This window comes from Hyphomonas chukchiensis (genome assembly GCF_000682695.1).
Classification (GTDB): Bacteria; Pseudomonadota; Alphaproteobacteria; order Caulobacterales; family Hyphomonadaceae; genus Hyphomonas; species Hyphomonas chukchiensis.
This window is the reverse complement of record NZ_AWFG01000002.1, coordinates 65,186-86,210: the sequence shown is the minus strand read 5'-3', so window position 1 is coordinate 86,210 and position 21,025 is coordinate 65,186. Positions and strand designations below refer to the sequence as shown.

The window sequence follows — 21,025 nt, the reverse complement described above, 5'->3', positions numbered from 1 at the left end:
GCCGACACGCCACTCCTGCTAAGTCCACCCCCATGCACCCAGCCCGCCCCTTCCTCGAAACAGATGTCGCCACACTGGTCGCCCGCGCCCGCGCCCATGCGTTCGCTCTTGTCTGCGCGACGCTGGATGGCCGCGTCATGGCGGCCCACGCGCCTATCCTCATCGACGAGGCGGATGGCAAGGTCGCGCTGCGCTTCCATCTTTCGGTCAATAACGCAGTCACCGCCGCGCTCCAGTCCGGCAGCCGCGCGCTCGTCGTCTTCACAGGCCCCGACGCCTACATCTCGCCCGACTGGTACGGCATGGACGATCAGGTGCCGACCTGGAACTACCTGTCAGTCGAAGCTGAAGGTCCTGTCGTGCTCATGGACGATGCCGGCGCAACGCAGGTCCTCGACGACCTCTCGCACCAGCACGAAGCCGCGCTCGCGCCCAAGCCCGAATGGACGCGCCACAAGATGACGCCCGGCCGTTTCGACGCCATGCTGCGCGGCATCCGCGCCTTCACCCTCGTGCCCGAGCGCTTCGAAGGCACAACCAAGCTTGGCCAGAACAAGCCCGCAGAAGCGCGCGCGGGGGTGATCGCGGCCCTCTCCGCGCGCGAAGACGGTATCGCCATCGCCGAAGAAATGCGAAAACACACGTCATGACCAAACCACCCGCCGCCTTCCTCGCCGCCGCCAAGAACCTGCTCGGCCCCAAGGGCTGGAGCGAGGATCCCGAACAGCTCGACAAGGTCGCCACCCCATGGCGCGGCGTCTATCAGGGCGAGACACCCTTCCTCGCCCGCCCCGCCAACACGGAGGAGGCCTCCGCGCTGGTGAAACTCTGCGCGGCACACCACGTCGCCCTCACGCCGCAGGGCGGCAATACAGGCCTTGTCGATGCCGGCACACCGCATGGCGAAATCGTCGTATCCATGACCCGCATGCATGCAATCCGCAGCATCGACCAATTCAACAACTCCCTCGTCATCGAGGCAGGCGCCCCGCTCGTCACCGCGCAGCAGGCTGCCGAAGACGCAGGCCGTCTCTTCCCCCTCTCCCTTGGCTCGGAAGGCACTGCCACGATCGGCGGCCTGATCTCGACCAATGCGGGCGGTGTCGCCGTGCTGCGCTATGGCATGATGCGCGACCTGATCCTCGGCCTCGAAGTTGTACTGCCCTCCGGCGAAATCTGGAATGGCCTGTCGGGCCTGCGCAAGAACAATACGGGCTATGACCTGAAACACCTTTTCGCCGGCGCCGAAGGCACGCTCGGCCTGATCACCGCCGCGACGCTCAAGCTCTTCCCGCAGGTCCAGCGCGCCAGCGCCTGGGTCTGCTGCTCCAGCACGGAAGACGTGGTCTCCCTCCTCGCCCTCGTCCGCCAGCATGCGGGCGACACGGTCACCAGTTTCGAGATCATCCCGTCCGGCGCCATCGCCATGGTGCTGGAAGACGTGCCCGGCACGCGCGACCCGCTGCCGTCGGACCTGCCATGGCGCGTGCTTATGGAAGTCTCCATGGTCGACGAAGCCCATGCCCGCGATGCGCTCGAAAAGGCCCTCGAAGCCGCCTTTGAGCAGGACCTCGTGAAAGATGGCGTCGCCGCCGCCAGCAAGGCGCAGGCGCAGAGCTTCTGGCACATCCGCGAGACAATCCCGCTGTCCAAGCGCGCCTATGGCACGTCCATCAATCAGGACATCGCCGTGCCCGTCAGCCGCATCCCGGCCTTTATCGAAAGCTGCAACGCTGCCGTGCTCGAAGTGGTGCCCAGCGCCGAATTCGTCATCTTCGGCCATGTCGGTGACGGCAACCTGCACTATTCGGTCTGCGAACCCGCTGGCGCCAATGCCCCTGTTCTCAAGGGCCATGCGCCCGCCGTCACGCGCATCATCTACGACCAGACCATGGCCCATGACGGGTCGATCAGCGCCGAACATGGCGTCGGCCGCCTCAAGCGCGACGAACTGGCCAACCTGCGCCCCCTCGCCGCCACCGAAACCATGCGCGCGATAAAACGCGCCATCGACCCGCTGGGCATCATGAATCCGGGGCGCGTGGTCAGCGTCTAAGCCTATTCCGGCGCAGGAATAGGTCTTAGCGGGCCTACGTCGAAGATATAATCATAGCCATAGGCCTCACCGGATTTCAGCCGTTCACCCGGACTGAAGCCATAGTCCTGTGGAGCGACGTCCCATTCCTGGCATCCTTCATCGGTACAATAGTGCGCACTCCCGCCCTCCGAACTGACCAGAAAGACTGTCGCAACACTCGCTGGCATTTGCGAACCGGCGGGAGATTTAATCGCCGGGTTACGTGTCGCGCGCGCGCCGTGAAGGTTTCCGCCGAGCGCCACAACGAAAGTATCCGGCGCGACAACACCCAGAATGCCGTCTGCGATATCCGTCTCGCGAAACTGCATGGCAGCTTCATAGTCCGCCGTATCCCACTCCTCCAAAGGCTTGGTGACTTTCATCGACCCGTTTTCCTGGAACGCCACCCCGGCAAGCGACGGGTCAGATGCCGCACGCTCCACCAGCGCCCATACCGGCGGGGTTAGCACACCCATCCCCTTGGCCCCGTTTTGACGGTAACTAGCCTCAACCTCAGGATCAGTAAGGATCGAGCCGCTGCCCTCCAGAGACAGGACAAGATGCCTCTGGCTGACACGCGGCGCGTCCATGAAACATTTCAAAATGTCCGGGCTGTTGAGCGTGCCATGAAGCTCACCGAGGTAGACGCCGCTGTATGATTGCTCCAGCGCAAGCAGCTCCGAATAGGGCGCACATTGCGCTGTTGGAGATGTGGCCCCCTGCGCACATGCAGAGACGCAAAACACCATATAGACAGCCAGCATCCCGGAGAGCTTCATACAATTTCCCCCTTAGGTTTAAAGTTTAATCCCATCGCTCGCGTGAGCTGTCAATTATCCTCTGGAAGAGGCGCATTAACCTTCCGCTAACCAAACTTGACGAGATGCTAACCAGCGCAGAATGCGGAGCTGACGGGGCATGGCCTGGTATACGGACCTTCGGGACACACGGCTATTTTCGCTCTCCGAGCGCGACTGGACATCGCGACGCCTGCTGGACCTGCGCGCCCGGCTGAAGTCTGCCCTGCCTGACGGCGTGCCCCGCAAGACCAAGGATGCCTCGATCATTATCGGCACCTGGAACCTGCGCGATTTTGACAATAACAAGTTTCGTCACGGGCCCCGCCGCCGCGAAAGCCTGTTCTATATTGCAGAGATCCTGTCCGCCTTCGACATCTGCGCCATCCAGGAAGTCAACGAAGACCTCTCGCCCATCAAGGAGGTCATCCGCCTCATGGGGCCCGGCTGGGACTTCATCGCCACTGACGTGACCGTCGGCCCCTCCGGCAACCGTGAGCGCATGGCCTTCGTCTATGACAGCCGGAAGGTCCGCTTCCGCAACATCGCTGGCGAGATCGTTCTGCCCAAGCAGGCCCTTTTGCCGGACGAGCAGCAATTTGCCCGCACGCCCTTCATGGTCTCGTTCCAGGCTGGCTGGTTCAAGTTTTCCCTCTGTACCGTACACATCTATTTCGGCGACGATGGCAAGGAGAGCGAAGGCTACCAGCGCCGCGTCAAGGAAATCGAATATATCGCCAAGGAAATGGCAGGCCGCGCCGAGCGCGAGAACGAGAACTTCATCCTGCTGGGCGACTTCAATATCAAGAACACGGTCGATGAGACCATGCAGGCGCTGACAAAGGCCGGATTCCAGCTGCCGCCCGACCTCTTCCCTTCAAACATTCTCGGCACGAAGTATTACGACCAGATTGCTTTCCGCACGCGCAAGGACGAAGTGACTTTCCTCTCGGCAGGTGTCTTCAATTTCACCAAGACGCTGTTCACCCCCGAGCAGTATGACCATTACGCCCCTGTGCTGCCCGCGCGCCACCGCGACCTCAATTCGGATGGAACGCCCAAGGATCGCGCCAAGGACAAGGACTATTATTCCAAGCGCTGGCTGACATGGCAGATGTCGGACCACCTGCCGCTCTGGGTCGAACTGGCCATCGACTTCTCGGATGAACACCTGCTGCACAATCTCGAACCGCAATTCGAGAAGGGCGATGTTCCGGCACAGGTCGAATATACAGACGCGGAAGACGGCGAAACGATCACCTCGCCGCCTGAACCCGCGGAGCCGGTCGGCAAGCGCCGGTCGCGCAAGCGAAAAGCCCCCCGTATCGCGGCTAAAGAGAAAGTGGGCACGATCGCGCCGGCCCCGCACATGACGCTTGGCGAAGCCTGGCGCATTTTCTGGTGGGTCGCCTCGGGCAAGGCAGATGCGTTCAAGCGCGAGCGCAAGAACCAGCGCAAGGCTGAAAAAACCAAGGCCTCGAAGGCCGCTCCCAAACAGAAAAGCTAGCCCGAAATCCGCGCAGGACTGCTTTGAATTCAACCCTATAAATAATTAATGTTTCTAACTGGTGGCGAGTATGCCGCGCCCTGAATCCCAATGGCTGCAACAGTCGTTAACCACACAGTTTCGAGGCTTTTGCCGCGTCGCCCTGATAATCCTTGACATTTGGTGACATTAACTATTGCGCTTTTTGTCCGGGATGAGGCAATGAGCCGGTCAGTTCAACTCCGGGCATGGACAGAATGTCACGAAAGCCCAATGGTGACAGCGGATTCTAACCAATCCTTCAGTTCACGAATGCCGGAGAAGCCGCAATACACGTTGAGCAAGTGTAGAGGGATTTCCAATGAAACAGCGGTCGCGCAAATATGTGCAGACAGTCGCTGCAAGCGTCGTGTTTGCGAGCCTCGTTGCAGGCTGCGGAGGCGGCGGAAGTGATGGCGGCACTGGCGGCGGCATAGATACGCCGAACCCGCCCACCACGCCGGGCTCGCCGCCTCCCCCTCCTCCGCCACCACCTCCCCCTCCTCCTCCGCCACCACCTCCTCCGCCGACCACGGGCCCGACGCCGACCGGGACATATGACACGCGGATCGACACCGAGGTGGAGGCCCAGAAATGGCTGGGACGGACGACCTTCGGCGCCGATTATTCCGCCATCCAGTCTCTCGTCGGTACCGATGCGGAGGAGTGGCTGCAGGCCGAAATCGACAAACCAGCCTCGCTCTATCTCAGCGACCTGCTCGCCCGCCAATCGGCTGGCGAGAATATCGACGGCTACAAGCACCGCGACGTGCTCTGGGACAACATGATTGCCGGCAATGACCAGCTGCGCACCCGCATGCTGTTTGCCCTGTCCCAATTGTTCGTCGTCTCGGATGACACAGCCTACAATGCGACGCCGCAAATCGCCTATTACATGGACGTGCTGTCGAAGAATGCCTTCGGCAACTTCCGCGACCTCCTGGAGGAAGTGACCTATTCCAGCGCCATGGCGCGCTACCTCACCTACTGGCGCAACGAAAAAGGCGATCCTGCAACCGGTCGCATGCCTGACGAGAACTATGCCCGCGAAGTCATGCAGCTGTTCACCATTGGTGTGGTCGAGCTGAACCAGGATGGCACCCCCAAACTGGTCAATGGCAAGGAGGTCGAAACCTTCACCAATGACGACGTCGAGGGTCTCGCAAAAGTCTTTACCGGCCTCAGCTGGGCCGGTCCCAATTTCTATCAGGAAGATGCGGGCTCGCAGTACAAGCGCCTCGTCATGTTCGACTACATGCACTCGCCTGAAGAGAAGCGCTTCCTCGGCACGGTCATCCCGGCGAACACGGGCGGCGACGAGAGCGTCAAGATTGCCCTCGACACGATCTTCGAGCATCCGAACGTCGCGCCTTTTATTTCCCGTCAGCTGATCCAGCGCTTCACTGCCAGCTCGCCCAGCCCGGAATATGTCAAACGCGTCGCCGATGTTTTCGACGCCGGTACATTCACAGCCCTGAACGGGCGCGTCTTCGGCACAGGGGAGCGGGGTGACCTTGAAGCCACAATGGCGGCCATCCTGCTCGATCCGAGCGTCAATGACGACAATAATTATCCGAGCGAAGGCAAGATCCGCGAACCGGTCCTGAAATTCGTCAACTGGGCCCGCGCGTTCGATATCAGAAACATAGATTCGTCTCGCGAAGGCATGCTCGATGATACGTCATCGCCATCCACCGGCCTCGGTCAGCAGCCCATGCGGTCTCCATCGGTCTTCAACTTCTACCGGCCGGGCTATGTCGCGCCGGGCACGGAGACAGGCGCACAGGGCCTGACCGCACCGGAATTCCAGGTGGTGAACCAGGGGTCGATTGTCAGCTTCATGAACTTCATGACGGCGTTCATCTTCGACACGAGCGGCCCGGCCGACAACTTCATCCCGGATTACAGCCCGGAAATCGCCATTGCAGACGATGCCCAGGCGCTAACCGACTATCTCGACCTCCTGCTCACCGGCGAAACGATGACCGATGAAGCAAAGGCCGACATTGTCGATGCCGTATCCTCCATACCCGTTGCGTCTGATGCCGACCGCGAGAAACGTGCCAAGCTCGCCGCCTTCATGACGATCACCTCATCCGCTTACGCTATCCAGCGCTAGCTCCAGATTCAGGGACAACCAGAATGGCTAAAATGAATCGCCGCCACTTCCTCCAGGCCGGAGCCGCAACGAGCTTTCTCGCTGGCACGGGCGTTCTCAGTACACTGACAAGCGGCAAGGCCTTTGCCGCCGATACGTCCGGCTACAAGGCACTGGTATGTATCTTCCTAAAAGGCGGGATGGACCACGCCGACACGGTCATCCCGCGCGACCAGGCCTCCTACGATCTTCTTCGCAATGCCCGGCCAGGCCTGTACGGCGCCTATGGTGTCGGATCGGGCTCTTCGTCGCGTGATCGCGCCAATCTTCTGCCGCTCAACCCGACCAATGCGGCCAGTTTCGGCTCGCGCCAGTACGGCCTGCCAACGCAATTGGCTGGTTTTCAGTCCATGTTCGAATCTGGCGAAATGGCGATCGTCGGCAATGTCGGGCCATTGATCCAGCCGACCTCACGTCCCGACCTCGAGAAGGCGACCTTCAGCCTGCCGCCACGCCTCTTCTCGCACAATGACCAGCAATCCACATGGATGTCGCTCGGCGTCGAAGGCTCCCAATATGGCTGGGGCGGCGCCTTTGCCGACGCCGCCATCCGTTCCAATTCCACGATGAACCCGCTTTATGCGATGGTCTCGGCAGGCCCGAACGATGTGTTCCTTTCGGGCACGGAAGCCAGCCAGTTCACGACTTCTTATGCAGGGGCGCAACAGGTAAAGCTTGTCGACGACATCTACACCCTCGGCGGAGAATCCAAGTACGATGCCGCGCGGCGTGCACTTGACGACTACGTCGCCAAGGCCAGCTTCTCCGAAGACAATCTTTTTGCCCGCGACTATATCAGTCAGTCCGGCAATGCGGTCATCAACAACAATGCCTATGACGCCGCCCTTAGCGGCAAGCCGGGGCTCACGGCCACGTTCCCTGCAAGCTATACCGCCCAGCAGCTAAGCAGCGTTGCGCGAACGATCAGCATCCGAGATGCGCTCAACACAAAGCGCCAGGTCTTCTATGTCTTCATGGGAAGCTTTGACACGCACAGCGGCCAGACCGGCCAGATACCGGACCTGCACACCGAGCTCTCGGAGGCTGTCTCTGCCTTCCGTACAGAAATGATCAATCAGGGCGTCTGGAACGACGTCACCCTGTTCACGATGTCGGAATTCGGCCGCACCACGATCGACAATGGCGACGGCACAGACCATGGCTGGGGCGGTCACCACTTCGTGGCGGGCGGCTCTGTCGCCGGCAAGAAAATCTATGGCGATATCCCCACACCGGATCTGGGTTCCGATACGTTCACGTCAACCCACGGTCGCCTCATCCCGAAAGTGTCGGTGGAGCAATATGCGGCAACGCTCGGCTCATGGTTCGGGCTCGATTCCACGGAGCTGGCTGCGGCCTTGCCCAACCTGTCAAACTTCAGCGAGAAGAATCTCGGCTTCCTCACATAGGGCGACTTACGGGCGGCACAGTCTCAGCAATGTGCCGTCCAGGTCCGCCACGTTCGGCACGCCGAGCAGTGACAGGCCGCGCCTGACATCCGCTGCGAGTATATCAAGCGCCCGCGTCACACCGGCTTCGCCCCCGGCTGCCAGGCCGTAGAGATAGGCACGCCCCAGGGCCACGCTATTGGCCCCGCGCGCCAGCAGCTTCAGCACATGGGCGCCCCGCCGCACGCCGCCATCGGCAATGATCTCGACGCCCGTGCCAACCGCCGCGCGGATTTCCGGCAACAGGTCGATCACCGGTACGGATGTATCGATCTGCCGCCCGCCATGGTTCGACACCCAGACCGCGCTTGCTCCGCTATCCACCGCCCGGCGCGCATCTGCTGCCGTGCTCAGCCCTTTCACGGCGAACGGGCCGCCCCATTCATTGACGAACCATTCAAGATCCTTCCAGCACATGGTCGGGTCAAACAGCTCGTTGATCACGGCCATCACATCGCGCCCGCCCATATCGACGCTCTCGAAATTGGCCGGTCCGATCGACGATGACGTAAACATGTCGAAGAGGTAGCCGGGTTTCGCCATCGCCTGCGTCGCCGTCTTCGCGTTGATACGCGGTGGAATGGAAAAGCCATTACGCGGGTCACGCTCGCGCAGGCCGGCAACGGTCGCATCCACCGTCAGTATACAGCCCGTATACCCCGCCGCCTTGGCCCGCGCCATGAACTCTCGCACGATGCCACGATCTTTCCAGACATAGAGCTGGATGAATTTCGGTACGTCCGGCGCAACCGCTGCAATATCCTCCAGCGTCTGGCTGCCAAGAGTCGACACCGAATAGGCAATGCCCGCCTTCTGCGCCGCCGCGGCCACCGCCAGCTCGCCCTTGCGTGGATGGAACAGGCGCGAGGCTGCCGTCGGCGAAATGAAGAACGGCTGGGCAATCGTCTCGCCCAGAACGGTCGTACTGGTATCGATGTGCGAACTATCAACCAGTGAGTTCCATTGCCATCCATAGTCGGCAAACCGGTCCACCGACTGGCGCAGGGTCAGCTCATCCTCGGCTCCGCCGTCGATATAATCAAACACCATGCGCGGCAGGCGACGCTTCGCCAGCGTACGCAGGTCATTGATATTGATCGCTTGTGAAACCCGGTTCATGGGCGGGACACTAGGCAGGAATTGCCCCTCGCGCAATCACACGAACAGGTGCTTGCGCAACGTAAATGGCAAAGAAATGCGCCGCATATGCGAGCCGATTTCCAGACGAATTTCGCAGCCCCTGATCTGTCCGCATGTGAACGCGGAGGCGCCGGAAGCCCCCCCTAGCGCCGCCCGAACAGGCGCTCAACATCGGCCAGCTTAAGCTCCACATAGGTTGGGCGGCCATGATTGCACTGGCCGGAATGGGGCGTCGCCTCCATTTGGCGCAGCAGGGCATTCATCTCGTCCCCGTTCAGTCGTCGTCCGGCACGCACAGATCCTCGGCAGGCCATGTTGCCCATCACTTCCTCGAACCGTTCCTTCAGCGCCAGACCCGCCTCATACTCGGCAAAGTCATCGGCCAAATCGCGGATAAGACCAATCGCATCCATCTCGCCGAACAGCGCCGGCGTCGCCCGCACGCAAACGGCGCCCGCACCGAATGCCTCGATCTCCAGCCCAAGATCGGCCAGCTCATCCGCCCGCTCCAGCACGCGCGCGGCCTCGTCCTCGGTCAGCTCCACCACGTCCGGTATCAGCAGCGCCTGCCGCTTCACGCCGCCTGCCGCCATCTGGCGCTTCATGTCTTCATAGACGAGCCGCTCGTGCGCGGCATGCTGGTCGACAATCACGATGCCGTCCGCCGTCTGTGCCACGATATAGGTCTCGTGCAGCTGCGCCCGCGCCACACCCAGCGGGAAATTTCCCTGCGCAGGCATTGGCACCGGCTCCATCCGCGCCGTTGGCGCATTCTCTGCGTCATAGGCTTCATGCACCGGCTCTGCGAACGCCGCCGGCTGATAGGTATTTGCCGGGGGCCGCGCCGCCCCATAGCCGTCGTTCGCCCCATAGGCAGGCCGCGATGCAAACAGCGCCCCGCTCGGCATCGGCGCTTCGGCCTTCGCCTTGCCAAGCGCAAAACCCGCTACCGTCGTCGAGGCCCGGTGCCCCGCCGCGGCCAGCGAGTGCCGCAGCGCGCCGATCATCAGCCCCCGAACATTCCCGGCATCCCGAAAGCGCACTTCGGTCTTCGCCGGGTGCACGTTCACGTCCACATATTCCGGGTCCAGCTCCACGAACAGCGCGGCCATCGGGTGGCGGTCACGCGCCAGGAAGTCCTGATAGGCCGCACGGATCACGCCGTTGAGCATACGGTCCTTGACGGGCCGTCCGTTGACGAACATGAACTGCATCTGCGCATTGCCACGGTTGAGCGTCGGCAGGCCCGCAAAGCCTGTCAGCCGCACGCCCTCGCGCTCGGCATCGATCGCCACGGCGTTGTCGCGGAAGTCCCGGCCCATGATGGCGCCAAGGCGCGAGAGCTGACCGTCCTCGCCCTCGGGCTCTGCCGCATGCCGGAACAGGCTGCGTCCATTGCTTTCCAGGCTGAACGCCACGGTCGGATTCGCCATGGCGAGCCGCTTGACCACATCCGACACGGCGATGGTCTCGGACCGCTCGCCCTTCATGAATTTCAGCCGCGCAGGCGTCGCATGGAACAGGTCGCGCACTTCAATGCGCGTTCCCGTCTCGCCGCGTCCGGTAAACGCCGCTGGCCGGGGCCCTTCGATCCGCCCCGCCTCGACAAACACATCCGCCGCGTCCTCGCCCGGCGCACGCGACGTGATGGTGATCCGGCTCACCGACGCAATCGAGGGCAGCGCCTCGCCGCGAAATCCCATCGTGTGGATGTTCAAGAGGTCAACACGGCCATCCTCGCCCGGCGCCAGCTTGGATGTCGCGTGGCGCTCCAGTGCCAGCAGCAGGTCATCCGATGACATGCCACAGCCGTCATCCTCAATCGTCATCCGCTTCAGGCCGCCATCCTCTATGGCAATGCTGATACGGGTTGCCCCCGCATCGAGCGCATTCTCCACCAATTCCTTGACGGCAGCGGCGGGCCGCTCGACCACTTCACCAGCCGCGATGCGGTTGACCACATCATGGGGCAGTTTGCGTATCTGCGGCTGGGGGCGAACGGAATCAGGCATAATGAAATCCTAGCCCAGCGGGCGGCTTTTGTCGCGGCCCCGCATCAGGCCATGCATGTCAGCGCGAAGTGTCGCGTTTCAGGCGGTTGCAACCCGCAACGCTTCGGCTCACATTGCGCCTCGACTGTCTCAAGAGGATACAAAGACCATGCTGAAGCCCGTTGCCGCAATCGCCGCCCTCGCCATGATTGCCGCATGCGGCGGCTCCGGCGCAGACGAAGCAAGTCCGTCTGCCGCCACCGCAACGCCTGCGACCGCTCCTGCACCGGCCCCGACCGTCGCCGAAACGCCCGCCCCTGCGCCTGCCCCCGTTGCCACCGCGCCCGGCGAGCCGAGCCCTGAATTCGCCAGCTTGCCCGCTCCCTACAACACGGCCGACTATGCGCGCGGCAAGCGCACGTTCAAGCTTTGCCAGTCCTGCCACCTGACGGCTGAAGGCGCCGGCAATCTGGTTGGTCCGAACCTGCACGGTCTTTTCGGCCGCGAAGCCGGCTCACTTCCGGGCTTTGCCTATTCCGACGCGCTCAAGAATGCCGATTTCATCTGGGAGCCGCACCATCTCGACGAATGGCTCACCAATCCGCGCGCCTACCTGCCCGGAAACCGCATGAGCTTCGCGGGTGTCCGCAAGGCCGAAGATCGTGATGGCCTCATCGCTTACCTGATGCTGGAAACCGGCTACACCGCCCCTGCAGCAGACGCCCCGGCCGAAGAAGCGCCGCAGCCCTAGCGCCGTGTGGTGAGCGCCACCAGCCAGGCGCTCTCCTCATAGGCTCCGCCAAATTCCTCGCGATAGCCGACGGCCACGTCAATATGGCCCAGGTGATAGCCGATCTGCGACTCGTACTTGTTTGAATCCGCACTGTCATTGCTGCGCTCAAGCCATACCTGCTGCGTCACGAAGATACGGTCGCTGATGTCGGCGCCATAGCCCAATTCCGCCCGCTCGCGCAGACAGCCGTCCTGATGGCTGATTGCGGCGACATCGGCGAACAGGTAATAGCCAAGGCTGCGCCGCACGCCGGAATAGCCGCTACTGAGACGCGCCTCCGCGCCCCACTCGTCGCAGCCATAGGTGCCGGCAATCGCGCTGCCATAGACCGGCCCGCCCTCCACGCCGAACGTGAAGCCCTTGCGTGACCAGAGCTGGCGCCGTGCGGTCAGCCGATACGACTGCCGGTCAATGCTGCCGATACTGTCCTGATAGGCCACGGCCTCGCTCTTGGCCGTCAGCGTCCAGCGGTCGGTCAGGCCATACTCGCCATACACATCCGCCCGGTAGCCATCGATCCCCTCAAGCGTCTCGCTGGAGACCAGCCCGCGCAGGTAGAACCCGCCATCGTCACGCGCCCAAGGGCCCGCCTCAGCGGTACCACTGGCCAAAGCCAGCACAAACACTCCCACCCATGTCCCCTTCATGGGAAAAACCTATAGTGGAAACCGAAACGAAAAAAGCCCCCGCGTTGATTGCGGGGGCTTTTTCCATACAGGCGCCTGGGGCGCGGGCTTTGCCTAAAGGCGGAAGCGGATCTGGTCGGACCAGAAGCGCTCAAGGCGCGAAATGGTCTTGTTCAGCTGCGAGAGATCGTCATGACGTACGCTCGCCGTTGGCTCGAGGGCCGTTGCCTGCTTCTCGAACAGGTTGGCCACGCGGTCACGCACTTTCAGGCCGCGCTCGGTCAGGCGCAGGGTCACCGTACGCTTGTCATCCTCGGAACGCGTCTGGATCAGGTAGCCGCCTTCCTGAAGTTTCTTGACGTTATACGACAGGCTGGTGCCGGCAAAGGCGCCACGGGCCCGAAGAACGGAAGCCGGGGCTTCATCGTCGCCAATCTCATAGATCAGCAGGGCCTGGACGCCGGTCAGCGACCGTTCACCACCGCGCTCGAGGTCGTCCTTGACGACATCGTGAAGACGACGGTGCGCCTGTTCAAGAAGGGAGAGAGACTTGAGGAAAGACTCGCCGACGGAAAGGGGTGCAGTTTCCTGCATTTCAGAGATCATCATTAGTATCACCATCACTCAACTTTTGTTGTAGTTTGAGTATATTTACGCGGTCATTCCTAATGAATTGATAAGCATAGGCCTTTTCCAAGTGAAGAACGTTAAGATTTGGCCGAATGCATTAACCGTTACTGCGGCGAAACGGCTTTTAGGCCCAAAATGCCCCTGAAACTCCCGCCTCACGCGAAAAAATGGCCGCCTCGCGAAGGAGACGGCCATCTATTCATCATCAATACTTGGTTAAGCAGACTTATACAGCGTCAGGCGAATGTATCGGCGGTCATGGCTCCGGCATACTTGGGGCTGGGCCCATGCTTGTTGGTGGCCGGCTTGCTGTCCATGAACATGAAGACCAGCAGGATGAAGCCGCCGACATAGGGAATGAAGTTGAGCAGCACCAGCCAGCCGCTCAGGTCCTGGTCGTGCAGGCGCCGCACCGTGATGGAGAGGCCGGGCAGTATGTTATAGAGCCAGAATAGAGCCGTCAGGACGGGTATGATGTTCGGGTCGCCATTCGAGGCGGTCCCATAGAGCGCGAGGCTCAGAACGACATCGGCTATGAAGAACACGACATAAGCTATTATCACGAACAGGAAATAGCCCCAGTATTCCGCCCGGCGGGCACGGCCATTGAACTGGGCAAAGTTCTTCGTCAACGTCCGTATGAAATAGGTCCACAGCCCATCGCTGGGCTGAGGCACCGGCGCGGCATAGGCAGGCGCCGGCATGCTCGGCGCCGCCGGATAGGGCGTCGCCGCTGCGGCCTGTGCAGCCGCCGGGGCGGCGCCCAGCGCATAGATGTCGCGCGCCTCCTCGCCCATGCTCACGAAATCGACCGTCTGGCCGGCCTGCAGCACTGAGCCATTGCGTACCTGCACTTGCGAGAACTGGTAACGCCGACCATCCTCACCCAGGATCAGACCCGCCCCATCCGGGCTGTCTGCCTTCAAAACCTCACCCCGCATTGAATCACCGCCTCAGCTGCTTTCCCGTTTTCTGGCCGAGATACAAGGCGATTGTCCAGCCCAAAGCGCCCGATCAGTCGAATTCGAGTTCGTCGGCGCCCAGCGGCTCGAAATAACGCGCCACATCCGCCTCGCTGACATCCTCCAGCCGCGCGGGCGACCATTTGGGCGCATTGTCCTTGTCCACGATCACGGCGCGCACGCCTTCCAGGAAGTCCGCGCTCTGCACCTTGCGCCAGCCAATGCGGTATTCCATCCGCATATTGTCCTCGAACGTCTCCGCTGCGGCGCCCTCGCGCAACTGGCGCAGCGCCACCTTCATGGTCTCGGGCGACTTGGTTGCCATGACGGCCACCTGCTCGCGCGCCCAGTCGCCGCCATCGGCCTCCAGCGCCGCCACGATCGCCTCGGCCGTATCCATCGCAAAGCAGCGGTCGATAACGTCAACATGCGGGGCATAGCTCGCATCCGTCACGGCATGCGTCAGCGTCCGCAGGATCTCGTTCAGCAGGTTCGCCGCATCCACAGAGAAGTCCGCGCCTTCGATCTGTTTCTTCAAATTGCCGATCAGTTCCGAAGGAACGTAATGCGTCGCCACCCGCGCCGCCGCCACGTCACTGCCCTTCAGGCGTGCACCTGTCAGCGCCAGCCATGTGCCAAGCGCTCCGCTCAGGCGCGGCAGGAACCAGCCGCCACCCACATCCGGGAAGAGGCCAATCCCGGTCTCCGGCATGGCAAACACTGTCCGCTCCGTCGCCACCCGGTGCGACCCGTGCACCGAAAGGCCGACGCCGCCGCCCATGGTCACCCCGTCCATGATCGCCAGCACGGGCTTGGGGAATGTCTTCAGCGCCGCATTCATCCGGTACTCGACATTGAAAAAGGCCCGCGCTTCGGTGGCATCGCCTGCGCCGCTTTCCGCCAGCATCCGTATGTCGCCGCCGGCACAGAAGCCGCGCGTGCCCTCTTCATGCTCCACCATGACCAGATGAACGGTCGGATCCTCCGCCCAGCGCTCCAGCGCCGAAAGAATGCTCTCGCACATCGGCGCATTGAGGGCGTGCAGGGCGGAAGGCCGGGTCAGCGTAATTCGCCCCAGGCCTTTATGAACTTGGATCCTGACGTCTTCAGTCATCAATGTTTCCTTTTCCTATTCTTATGCGAATGCTTTAAAACGCCCCGCAATACAGGACAATCTGTTTACCAGTTTCTGGCATATATACTTGTGGACGCCCCAATACAGACACGCGGCGTCCCCGAGGAGCCGTCATGGACACGACACCAAACCGCAGAGGCGGCCGCAAGCCGATTACCGGAACCGGCGTCATCAAACTAGGCCTGTTCAAGCGCATGAGTTGCGAAATCCGCGACGTGTCGCCCGGCGGCGCCCGCATCGTCACGCCCGAAGGCACTGACCTGCCCGAGCGCTTCGTCATGCGGATGCCCCATTTCAAAACCGCGCGCACCTGCATTCGTCGCTGGCAGAGCGGCAGCGAGACCGGCGTCGAGTTCGAGAACGCAGTCCCCGTCGAAGACTAGTTCAGCGCGCACCCCTCCAGCGTGATGCGGTGCATGATGCGCCGCTGGCCGTGATAATCATTCAGCGCCCAGTGCCAGGTTGATCGATTGTCCCAGAAGGCCACCGATCCCGGCTTCCAGCTGAAGCGGTAGGCATTCTCCATATTCATCGCATGCGCGAACAGCTTCGCCAGCAATGGCATCGACGCGTCCTTCGTCCGCCCCGCAATTCCCACCGTGAAGGCCGGGTTCACATAGAGCGCCTTCTTGCCGCTCAGCGGATGCGTGATGACCATCGGGTGCACCACATCGTCCAGCACGTCAGCCGCCGCCGCATTGCCGATCCGCTCGCCACCGGCATCTGTCTTGGTGTAATAGGTCTGCCCCTGCGACCCGAAAATCTGCTTGGCCGAGTGCACGGCCTTGAGGCCCTGGATCTCGGCCTTGGTCGCAGCGTCCAGCGTCTCATAGGCGCGGTACATGCTGGCAAAGAACGTGTCGCCACCCGTCTCCGGCAAAACCCGGGCAACGAGGATCGACCCCATCGCGGGGATCTCGTCATAGGAATGGTCAGTGTGCCAGCCGCCGCCGATATTGTCCTTCTGGTCAGCCTCCTTGGCCACCATCGCGATCTGCGGATATTTGGGATGCGCCGCGAAGAACCGGTTCACATTGATCGGCGCCCAGCGTTCGGCAAAGGCGATATGGTCTTCTTCGCTGAGGTCCTGGTCGCGGAAGAAGATCACGCCATGGTCGGCATAGGCCGCCCGGATCGCGTCAAACTCCCCGTCCGTCACCTTGCGCAGGTCCACGCCGGTAATCTCCGCGCCCACGCCGGGCAATGTCTCGATATGCATAAGTCTCTCCCGTTCCGCCGACTTCAGCCGGTCTCGTGGGATCAGCCTACTCCAGACACGGCGGCAGGCAAGCGCACATTGCGCCTAACGATCTGACGCCAGCAGCGCCGTATCGCAATGCCAGCATTCTTCTGCGCTGCTACCGCCAATCGGGCTGCCCGGCGGCACGTCCGTGCCTTTCGCGCCGGGCGTATAGGCCTCGGCTGGCCGCGCCAGGTGCGCCGCAATCCGCCGCACGAGATCGGTCCGCGTCGCCGCGTCCGTTCCCGCCACCGGCTTCTCCAGCTTCTTGCCCAGCGCCATCAGGTAGCCATTCGTCTCGGCCACCACTTCCGGCGTCGCCTTGCCGCCCGCCGCCAGGTCGATCAGCGTCGACACATAGCGCACCTGCTCACGGTGCAGGATCGCGGCCTGCCGTGGCGCCCCCGGCGCGGTGAACACCGCCCCTTCAATCGCGCCCAGCACTTCGTCATAACTCAGCGCACCGGGCTCACGCCGCGCCGTCTCCACCAGCCGCGCCGCCCGTGCCGGATGCAACAGCGCGCCCAGCGTCGTTGACGCCGCCGTGTCCGCCGCCGCCAGCAGATCGAACATCGCGCCCGTCTCGCCGTTGAAATATTCGGCGCCGCTATCCGTCCCGAAGAAGGAATCCAGCGGCGTGTTCAACAAGTTCAGCGTCGCATCCGGCAGGTCCAGCACCGCCGGGTCCAGCGTCGCCAGCAGCGCCGTCAGCGCCTCGCGTTGCCGATCGGCAGGCACCGGCATCCCGCGTCCGCCGCCATCCCCGTTCACCGCATACTGGAAGTCATACCCGCCGACAGACTTCGCCGCCGCCGCCACTTCATAACGATGGTACAGGTAGACCGGCACCAGCACCGCGCGCAGGTCAAACGTCGGCTGCCCGGCCCGTATGGCGTTCAGCCCGAAATGCGAAAGCGCAATTTTCCGTACACGCATCGTCTCGCCCAGCGCCGCAATCGGGTCATTGCCATTGTCCCACACGCTTGCATAGGGGTGGCTCGTGCCCGTGCCCCGCGCCTGCGGATCGTCGACAAAGCGCAAGCCGCTCGCATAGGCCGCGCTCAGCACCTTGTTGCCTTCGGCAACCGCATCGCTGCCCGGCGCATATTGCCCGTACAGCCAGCTCGTCGCCACCTTGTCCCATGCACCGATGCCGACGGCATAGGCCTGCGAGAAGTCCAGCGTGCCATCCGCCTTCGCCGTCACCAGAGGCGCCGGATAATCCATCACCGACGCACGGTCATTCGCCGAGGCCGCAAAATTGTGCGCAAAGCCCAGCGTGTGGCCCACCTCATGCGCGGCCAGCTGGCGAATGCGCGACAGCGCCAGCTCCACCGGATCGTCCGCTTCGCCCGTGCCGGTCTTGGCCGTGCCGCCGAGCCCTTCAAAGATCATCCGGTCCTGCCGCACGCGCTGGCTGCCGAGAATGACATTCGCCTTCAGCATCTCGCCCGTACGCGGATCATACACGCCGCCGCCATAGCTCCAGCCGCGCGTCTGCCTGTGCGTCCACTGGATCACATTATAGCGCACGTCCAGTGGGCTGACTCCTTCCGGCAACACCTTCACCTCGAACGAATCCGGAAATCCCGCCGCCGTGAAGGCATCCGCCCACCATGACGTTCCTTCCATCAACGCATTTCGAATCTCCTCCGGCGCGCCGCTGTCCACATAGAACACGATCGACTTCTTGGCCGGGCTGCTTGCGGCCGTCGGGTCCTGCTTCTCCAGCCGGAACCGCCGCGCGAAAGACTGGCGCACCTGCCCTGAAAGCGGCGCCGAGAAATCATAGAAGCCGACATCAATCGCTCCGCTGCGCGGGTCAAACGCGCGCGGCGTATAGCCATCGTCCGGCAGGCGCACCAGCGACTGGTGCTGCACCAGCGTGAAGGCCCGCGCATCCGCAGCGGTCGCCCGCACCTGCGATTTCGGCTCGTCGCTTGTCAGCGTCAGGAAGGCATCGAATTCCACATTGTCCGGAAAGGCATAGGCCGCGCCCGCGTCCGGCATCGTCCGGTCCTCGGCAATCGCAAAGCTGCCGCCCTCATCATTCGCCTTCAACGCCCCGCGCACATCCAGCGCATCCCGCGTCAGGAAACCCGACAGGTCCACCAGCAGCGCGCCGTCCGCGCCTTCCGCAATGATATCGCCCGACCAGAGGAAAGACCGCGCAAAGGATTCCCGCACCGCCTTGCGCTCCAGCGGATTGTCCGCGCTCGCGCGGTAGGTCCAGTTCTCCTTCTCCGCGACCAGCTTCTTGCCGACGCGCCGGAACGCGAGAATGCCGCCCTCGTCGAAATAGCCCCGGTCCAGCCCGATCGGATTGGAGCCAAGCCCCGCCGTCAGCCCTGCCGAATGGATCGCCCGCAGCGACAGCCCGTCCCCGTCCGGCGCCGGAAACGCCGCCAGCACGCGCCCGCCCTTGGCATCGACATAGAGGTCAAGGAACCCCTCGCTCCGCGTCAGCCCCTTCGTCGCCGCGCCCCAGTCACCCGAAGCCGGCGCCTCCGCCGCCACAGACGCCTTCGGCTGCGCCGCACACGCAGGCGGCAAGAATGAAAGGGCAGCAATGGCGAAGGCGGCAACAAGGCGCATAAGGTAACTCCGGTAATGTCTGGCTGCCCGCAAGCTGCCGCATCACCCGAAGGAGTTCAAACCCTTTCGCCCCAATACGTCACAAAAAGCCTATCGCGGCCGCATCACCCATCACACGCCTGCGAATCCCGCTGGATGCCGACATCCTTCACCTTGCCGGACACATTATCCACGTCGAAATAGATGTCGCCATAGCCGTACAGCGTGACATCATCCTGCGTCACCACGCATTTCGGCTTGCCATAGGCGCCGCGCGCCAGGATCTGCTCGGCGCCGGGGCCAACGCCCACATCGGTGCGATAGCTCGGATCGTCCGCGATGATCCAGTACACATTGTCGTCGGCGGCCACTGTCAGCCCATCATAGAAATAGGTCGTCGCGCGCGTGTTCGGTATCGGCGTCGTCTTGCGCGGATTGCCCTTCGCCGCGAACAGCTCGAACAGCGTCATGCCCAGTTTGACATCGCCAACCCGGTCACCCGGCACAATCAGATTATCGTTGAGACTTCGCGGCGCACTCGCACAGGCCCCAAGGCCCACAAACATCGCCGCCACACATATATTCCGGACCACATGCATCGCAGGTCCTCCATCATCACACGCTACAAGGACGCACAGCTCACCGCATCGCCGTCCCAATGTCGAGGCACGAACAACACGAAATCATCACTGTACGCGCAAATCAGCCACAATTTTTTGTAATGTATACTGATCTGTAATGTGCGGATATCCGGCGCACCCTAGCCCTTCAGCATGTCCCGCGAGATGATCACCCGCATGATCTCGTTCGTGCCTTCAAGAATCTGGTGCACGCGCAGGTCGCGCACGATGCGCTCCACGCCATAGTCCGCCAGATAGCCATAGCCGCCGTGCACCTGCAGCGCGTCATTGGCCACCTTGAACGCCGTGTCCGTGACGAACCGTTTCGCCATCGCGCACCAGCGCGTCGCATCCGGCGTCTTGCCGTCCAGTCGCCCGGCCGCTTCGTACAGCATCACGCGCGCCGCCTGCAGCTCGGTCTCCATGTCGGCCAGCTTGAACTGCATCGACTGGAATTCCGCCAGCGCCTTGCCGAACTGCATGCGCTCCTTGGCGTAGGCCACCGCCTTGTCCAGCGCCAGCTGCGCGCCGCCGAGGGCACAGGCCGCAATGTTCAGCCGCCCGCCGTCCAGCCCCGCCATCGCGAAGCGGAAGCCGTGCCCCTCCTCGCCGATCCGGTTCGCTGCCGGCACGCGCACGCCGTCGAGGATCACCTGCGCCGTCGGCTGGCTCTTCCAGCCCATCTTGCGCTCGTTCGCGCCAAAGCTGAGGCCCGGCGTGCCCTTCTCGATAATGAAGGTCGACACGCCCTTGGCGCCATCGTCAGAGGTCCGCGCCATCAGCACGTAAACGTCAGACGTGCCCGCGCCCGAGATGAACTGTTTCGTGCCGGTGATGACATAATCGTCGCCATCCTTCACGGCCTTCGTCTTCAGGCTCGCCGCATCCGATCCCGCGCCCGGCTCGGTCAGGCAATAGCTCGCAATCAGCTCCATCGAGGTCAGCCGCGGCACCCATTCCTGGCGCTGCGCCTCATTGCCGAACGTATCGATCATCCAGCTCGCCATGTTGTGGATCGAGATGAACGCCGCCGTCGACACGTCGCCATAGGAGAGCTGCTCGAAGATCAGCGCCGCGTCGGTCCGCGTCAGGCCCGATCCGCCCACATCGTCCTTCACATAAATGCCCGCAAAGCCGAGCTCCGCCGTGCGCTTGATCACATCGACCGGGAAATGGCTCTCATGGTCCCACCTGTCCGAATGCGGCAGCAGCTGGTCGACAGCAAACTTCTGCGCCATGTCGCGGATCATGACCTGTTCATCTGTAAACATGGCGCTCATTGGCATTTTGTCCCTTATTCATTACACTG

General features: G+C 62.5%; 18 protein-coding genes. 7 read left to right on the top strand and 11 right to left on the bottom strand.

All coding sequences use genetic code 11. The features are described from left to right. Nucleotides 1-32 precede the first annotated feature (32 nt). Together HY30_RS03375 and HY30_RS03370 are read left to right on the top strand one after the other, a co-directional pair. Nucleotides 33-650 (top strand): FMN-binding negative transcriptional regulator, encoded by a 618-nt coding sequence (locus HY30_RS03375; RefSeq protein ID WP_051614747.1) that lies wholly within the window; start codon nucleotides 33-35, stop codon nucleotides 648-650. Further along, the gene (locus HY30_RS03370; protein ID WP_034737090.1) at nucleotides 647-2,056 is read left to right on the top strand and encodes an FAD-binding oxidoreductase; all 1,410 of its coding nucleotides are present in this window, start codon (nucleotides 647-649) and stop codon (nucleotides 2,054-2,056) included. Before HY30_RS03375 ends, HY30_RS03370 begins: the two co-directional genes overlap by 4 nt. Nucleotides 2,057-2,058: 2 nt before the next feature. Here HY30_RS03370 and HY30_RS03365 read toward each other — a convergent pair whose 3' ends face one another. Then, nucleotides 2,059-2,856 carry a hypothetical protein gene (locus tag HY30_RS03365; protein WP_034737088.1) on the bottom strand — a complete coding sequence of 266 codons (798 nt, stop codon included), beginning with the start codon at nucleotides 2,854-2,856 and terminating at the stop codon, nucleotides 2,059-2,061. Between the two features lie 139 nt (nucleotides 2,857-2,995). Here HY30_RS03365 and HY30_RS03360 point away from each other — a divergent pair, with 139 nt between their 5' ends. The 3 genes from HY30_RS03360 to HY30_RS03350 all read left to right on the top strand — a co-directional run bounded on the left by HY30_RS03360 (nucleotide 2,996) and on the right by HY30_RS03350 (nucleotide 7,966). Next, the gene (locus HY30_RS03360) at nucleotides 2,996-4,381 is read left to right on the top strand and encodes an endonuclease/exonuclease/phosphatase family protein (RefSeq protein WP_051614745.1); all 1,386 of its coding nucleotides are present in this window, start codon (nucleotides 2,996-2,998) and stop codon (nucleotides 4,379-4,381) included. 340 nt (nucleotides 4,382-4,721) lie between these two features. Continuing rightward, nucleotides 4,722-6,518, top strand: coding sequence for a DUF1800 domain-containing protein (locus tag HY30_RS03355; protein WP_155839232.1), 1,797 nt, complete (start codon nucleotides 4,722-4,724; stop codon nucleotides 6,516-6,518). A 23-nt stretch (nucleotides 6,519-6,541) separates the two neighbouring features. Then, the gene (locus HY30_RS03350) at nucleotides 6,542-7,966 is read left to right on the top strand and encodes a DUF1501 domain-containing protein (protein WP_081812030.1); all 1,425 of its coding nucleotides are present in this window, start codon (nucleotides 6,542-6,544) and stop codon (nucleotides 7,964-7,966) included. A 6-nt stretch (nucleotides 7,967-7,972) separates the two neighbouring features. Here the strand turns inward: HY30_RS03350 and HY30_RS03345 are convergent, their stop codons facing one another. Together HY30_RS03345 and mutL are read right to left on the bottom strand one after the other, a co-directional pair. Beyond that, the gene (locus HY30_RS03345; RefSeq protein WP_034737084.1) at nucleotides 7,973-9,124 is read right to left on the bottom strand and encodes an alpha-hydroxy acid oxidase; all 1,152 of its coding nucleotides are present in this window, start codon (nucleotides 9,122-9,124) and stop codon (nucleotides 7,973-7,975) included. Nucleotides 9,125-9,288: 164 nt separating this feature from the next. Then, nucleotides 9,289-11,157 (bottom strand): DNA mismatch repair endonuclease MutL, encoded by a 1,869-nt coding sequence (gene mutL / locus HY30_RS03340; RefSeq protein WP_034737082.1) that lies wholly within the window; start codon nucleotides 11,155-11,157, stop codon nucleotides 9,289-9,291. Between the two features lie 148 nt (nucleotides 11,158-11,305). Here mutL and HY30_RS03335 point away from each other — a divergent pair, with 148 nt between their 5' ends. Then, nucleotides 11,306-11,887 carry a c-type cytochrome gene (locus HY30_RS03335; RefSeq protein WP_034737080.1) on the top strand — a complete coding sequence of 194 codons (582 nt, stop codon included), beginning with the start codon at nucleotides 11,306-11,308 and terminating at the stop codon, nucleotides 11,885-11,887. Here the strand turns inward: HY30_RS03335 and HY30_RS03330 are convergent. The 4 genes from HY30_RS03330 to HY30_RS03315 all read right to left on the bottom strand — a co-directional run bounded on the left by HY30_RS03330 (nucleotide 11,884) and on the right by HY30_RS03315 (nucleotide 15,261). Next, entirely contained in the window at nucleotides 11,884-12,576 is a 693-nt protein-coding gene (locus HY30_RS03330) for a hypothetical protein (RefSeq protein ID WP_155839231.1), read from the bottom strand. The two genes, HY30_RS03335 and HY30_RS03330, sit on opposite strands and share 4 nt — an antisense overlap. A 93-nt stretch (nucleotides 12,577-12,669) precedes the next feature. Continuing rightward, nucleotides 12,670-13,164, bottom strand: coding sequence for a MarR family winged helix-turn-helix transcriptional regulator (locus HY30_RS03325; protein ID WP_241765632.1), 495 nt, complete (start codon nucleotides 13,162-13,164; stop codon nucleotides 12,670-12,672). A 257-nt stretch (nucleotides 13,165-13,421) separates the two neighbouring features. Continuing rightward, nucleotides 13,422-14,126 (bottom strand): DUF805 domain-containing protein, encoded by a 705-nt coding sequence (locus tag HY30_RS03320; RefSeq protein WP_034737074.1) that lies wholly within the window; start codon nucleotides 14,124-14,126, stop codon nucleotides 13,422-13,424. 73 nt (nucleotides 14,127-14,199) lie between these two features. Then, nucleotides 14,200-15,261 carry an enoyl-CoA hydratase/isomerase family protein gene (locus HY30_RS03315; protein ID WP_034737071.1) on the bottom strand — a complete coding sequence of 354 codons (1,062 nt, stop codon included), beginning with the start codon at nucleotides 15,259-15,261 and terminating at the stop codon, nucleotides 14,200-14,202. A 134-nt stretch (nucleotides 15,262-15,395) separates the two neighbouring features. Between HY30_RS03315 and HY30_RS03310 the strand changes: the two genes are divergently transcribed. Next, nucleotides 15,396-15,665 (top strand): PilZ domain-containing protein, encoded by a 270-nt coding sequence (locus HY30_RS03310; protein WP_034737070.1) that lies wholly within the window; start codon nucleotides 15,396-15,398, stop codon nucleotides 15,663-15,665. Here HY30_RS03310 and HY30_RS03305 read toward each other — a convergent pair. From HY30_RS03305 to HY30_RS03290, 4 genes are all read right to left on the bottom strand, one after another. Beyond that, nucleotides 15,662-16,501, bottom strand: coding sequence for a TauD/TfdA dioxygenase family protein (locus HY30_RS03305; protein WP_034737068.1), 840 nt, complete (start codon nucleotides 16,499-16,501; stop codon nucleotides 15,662-15,664). The genes HY30_RS03310 and HY30_RS03305 overlap by 4 nt on opposite strands. An 84-nt stretch (nucleotides 16,502-16,585) precedes the next feature. Further along, complete coding sequence (locus HY30_RS03300; protein WP_051614741.1) at nucleotides 16,586-19,117, bottom strand: zinc-dependent metalloprotease; 2,532 nt, start codon at nucleotides 19,115-19,117, stop codon at nucleotides 16,586-16,588. Nucleotides 19,118-19,221: 104 nt separating this feature from the next. Further along, on the bottom strand, nucleotides 19,222-19,671 hold the full coding sequence (locus tag HY30_RS03295) for a hypothetical protein (protein WP_155839230.1): 450 nt from the start codon (nucleotides 19,669-19,671) through the stop codon (nucleotides 19,222-19,224). A gap of 185 nt (nucleotides 19,672-19,856) precedes the next feature. Then, the gene (locus HY30_RS03290) at nucleotides 19,857-20,996 is read right to left on the bottom strand and encodes an isobutyryl-CoA dehydrogenase (RefSeq protein WP_034737064.1); all 1,140 of its coding nucleotides are present in this window, start codon (nucleotides 20,994-20,996) and stop codon (nucleotides 19,857-19,859) included. Nucleotides 20,997-21,025 lie beyond the last annotated feature (29 nt).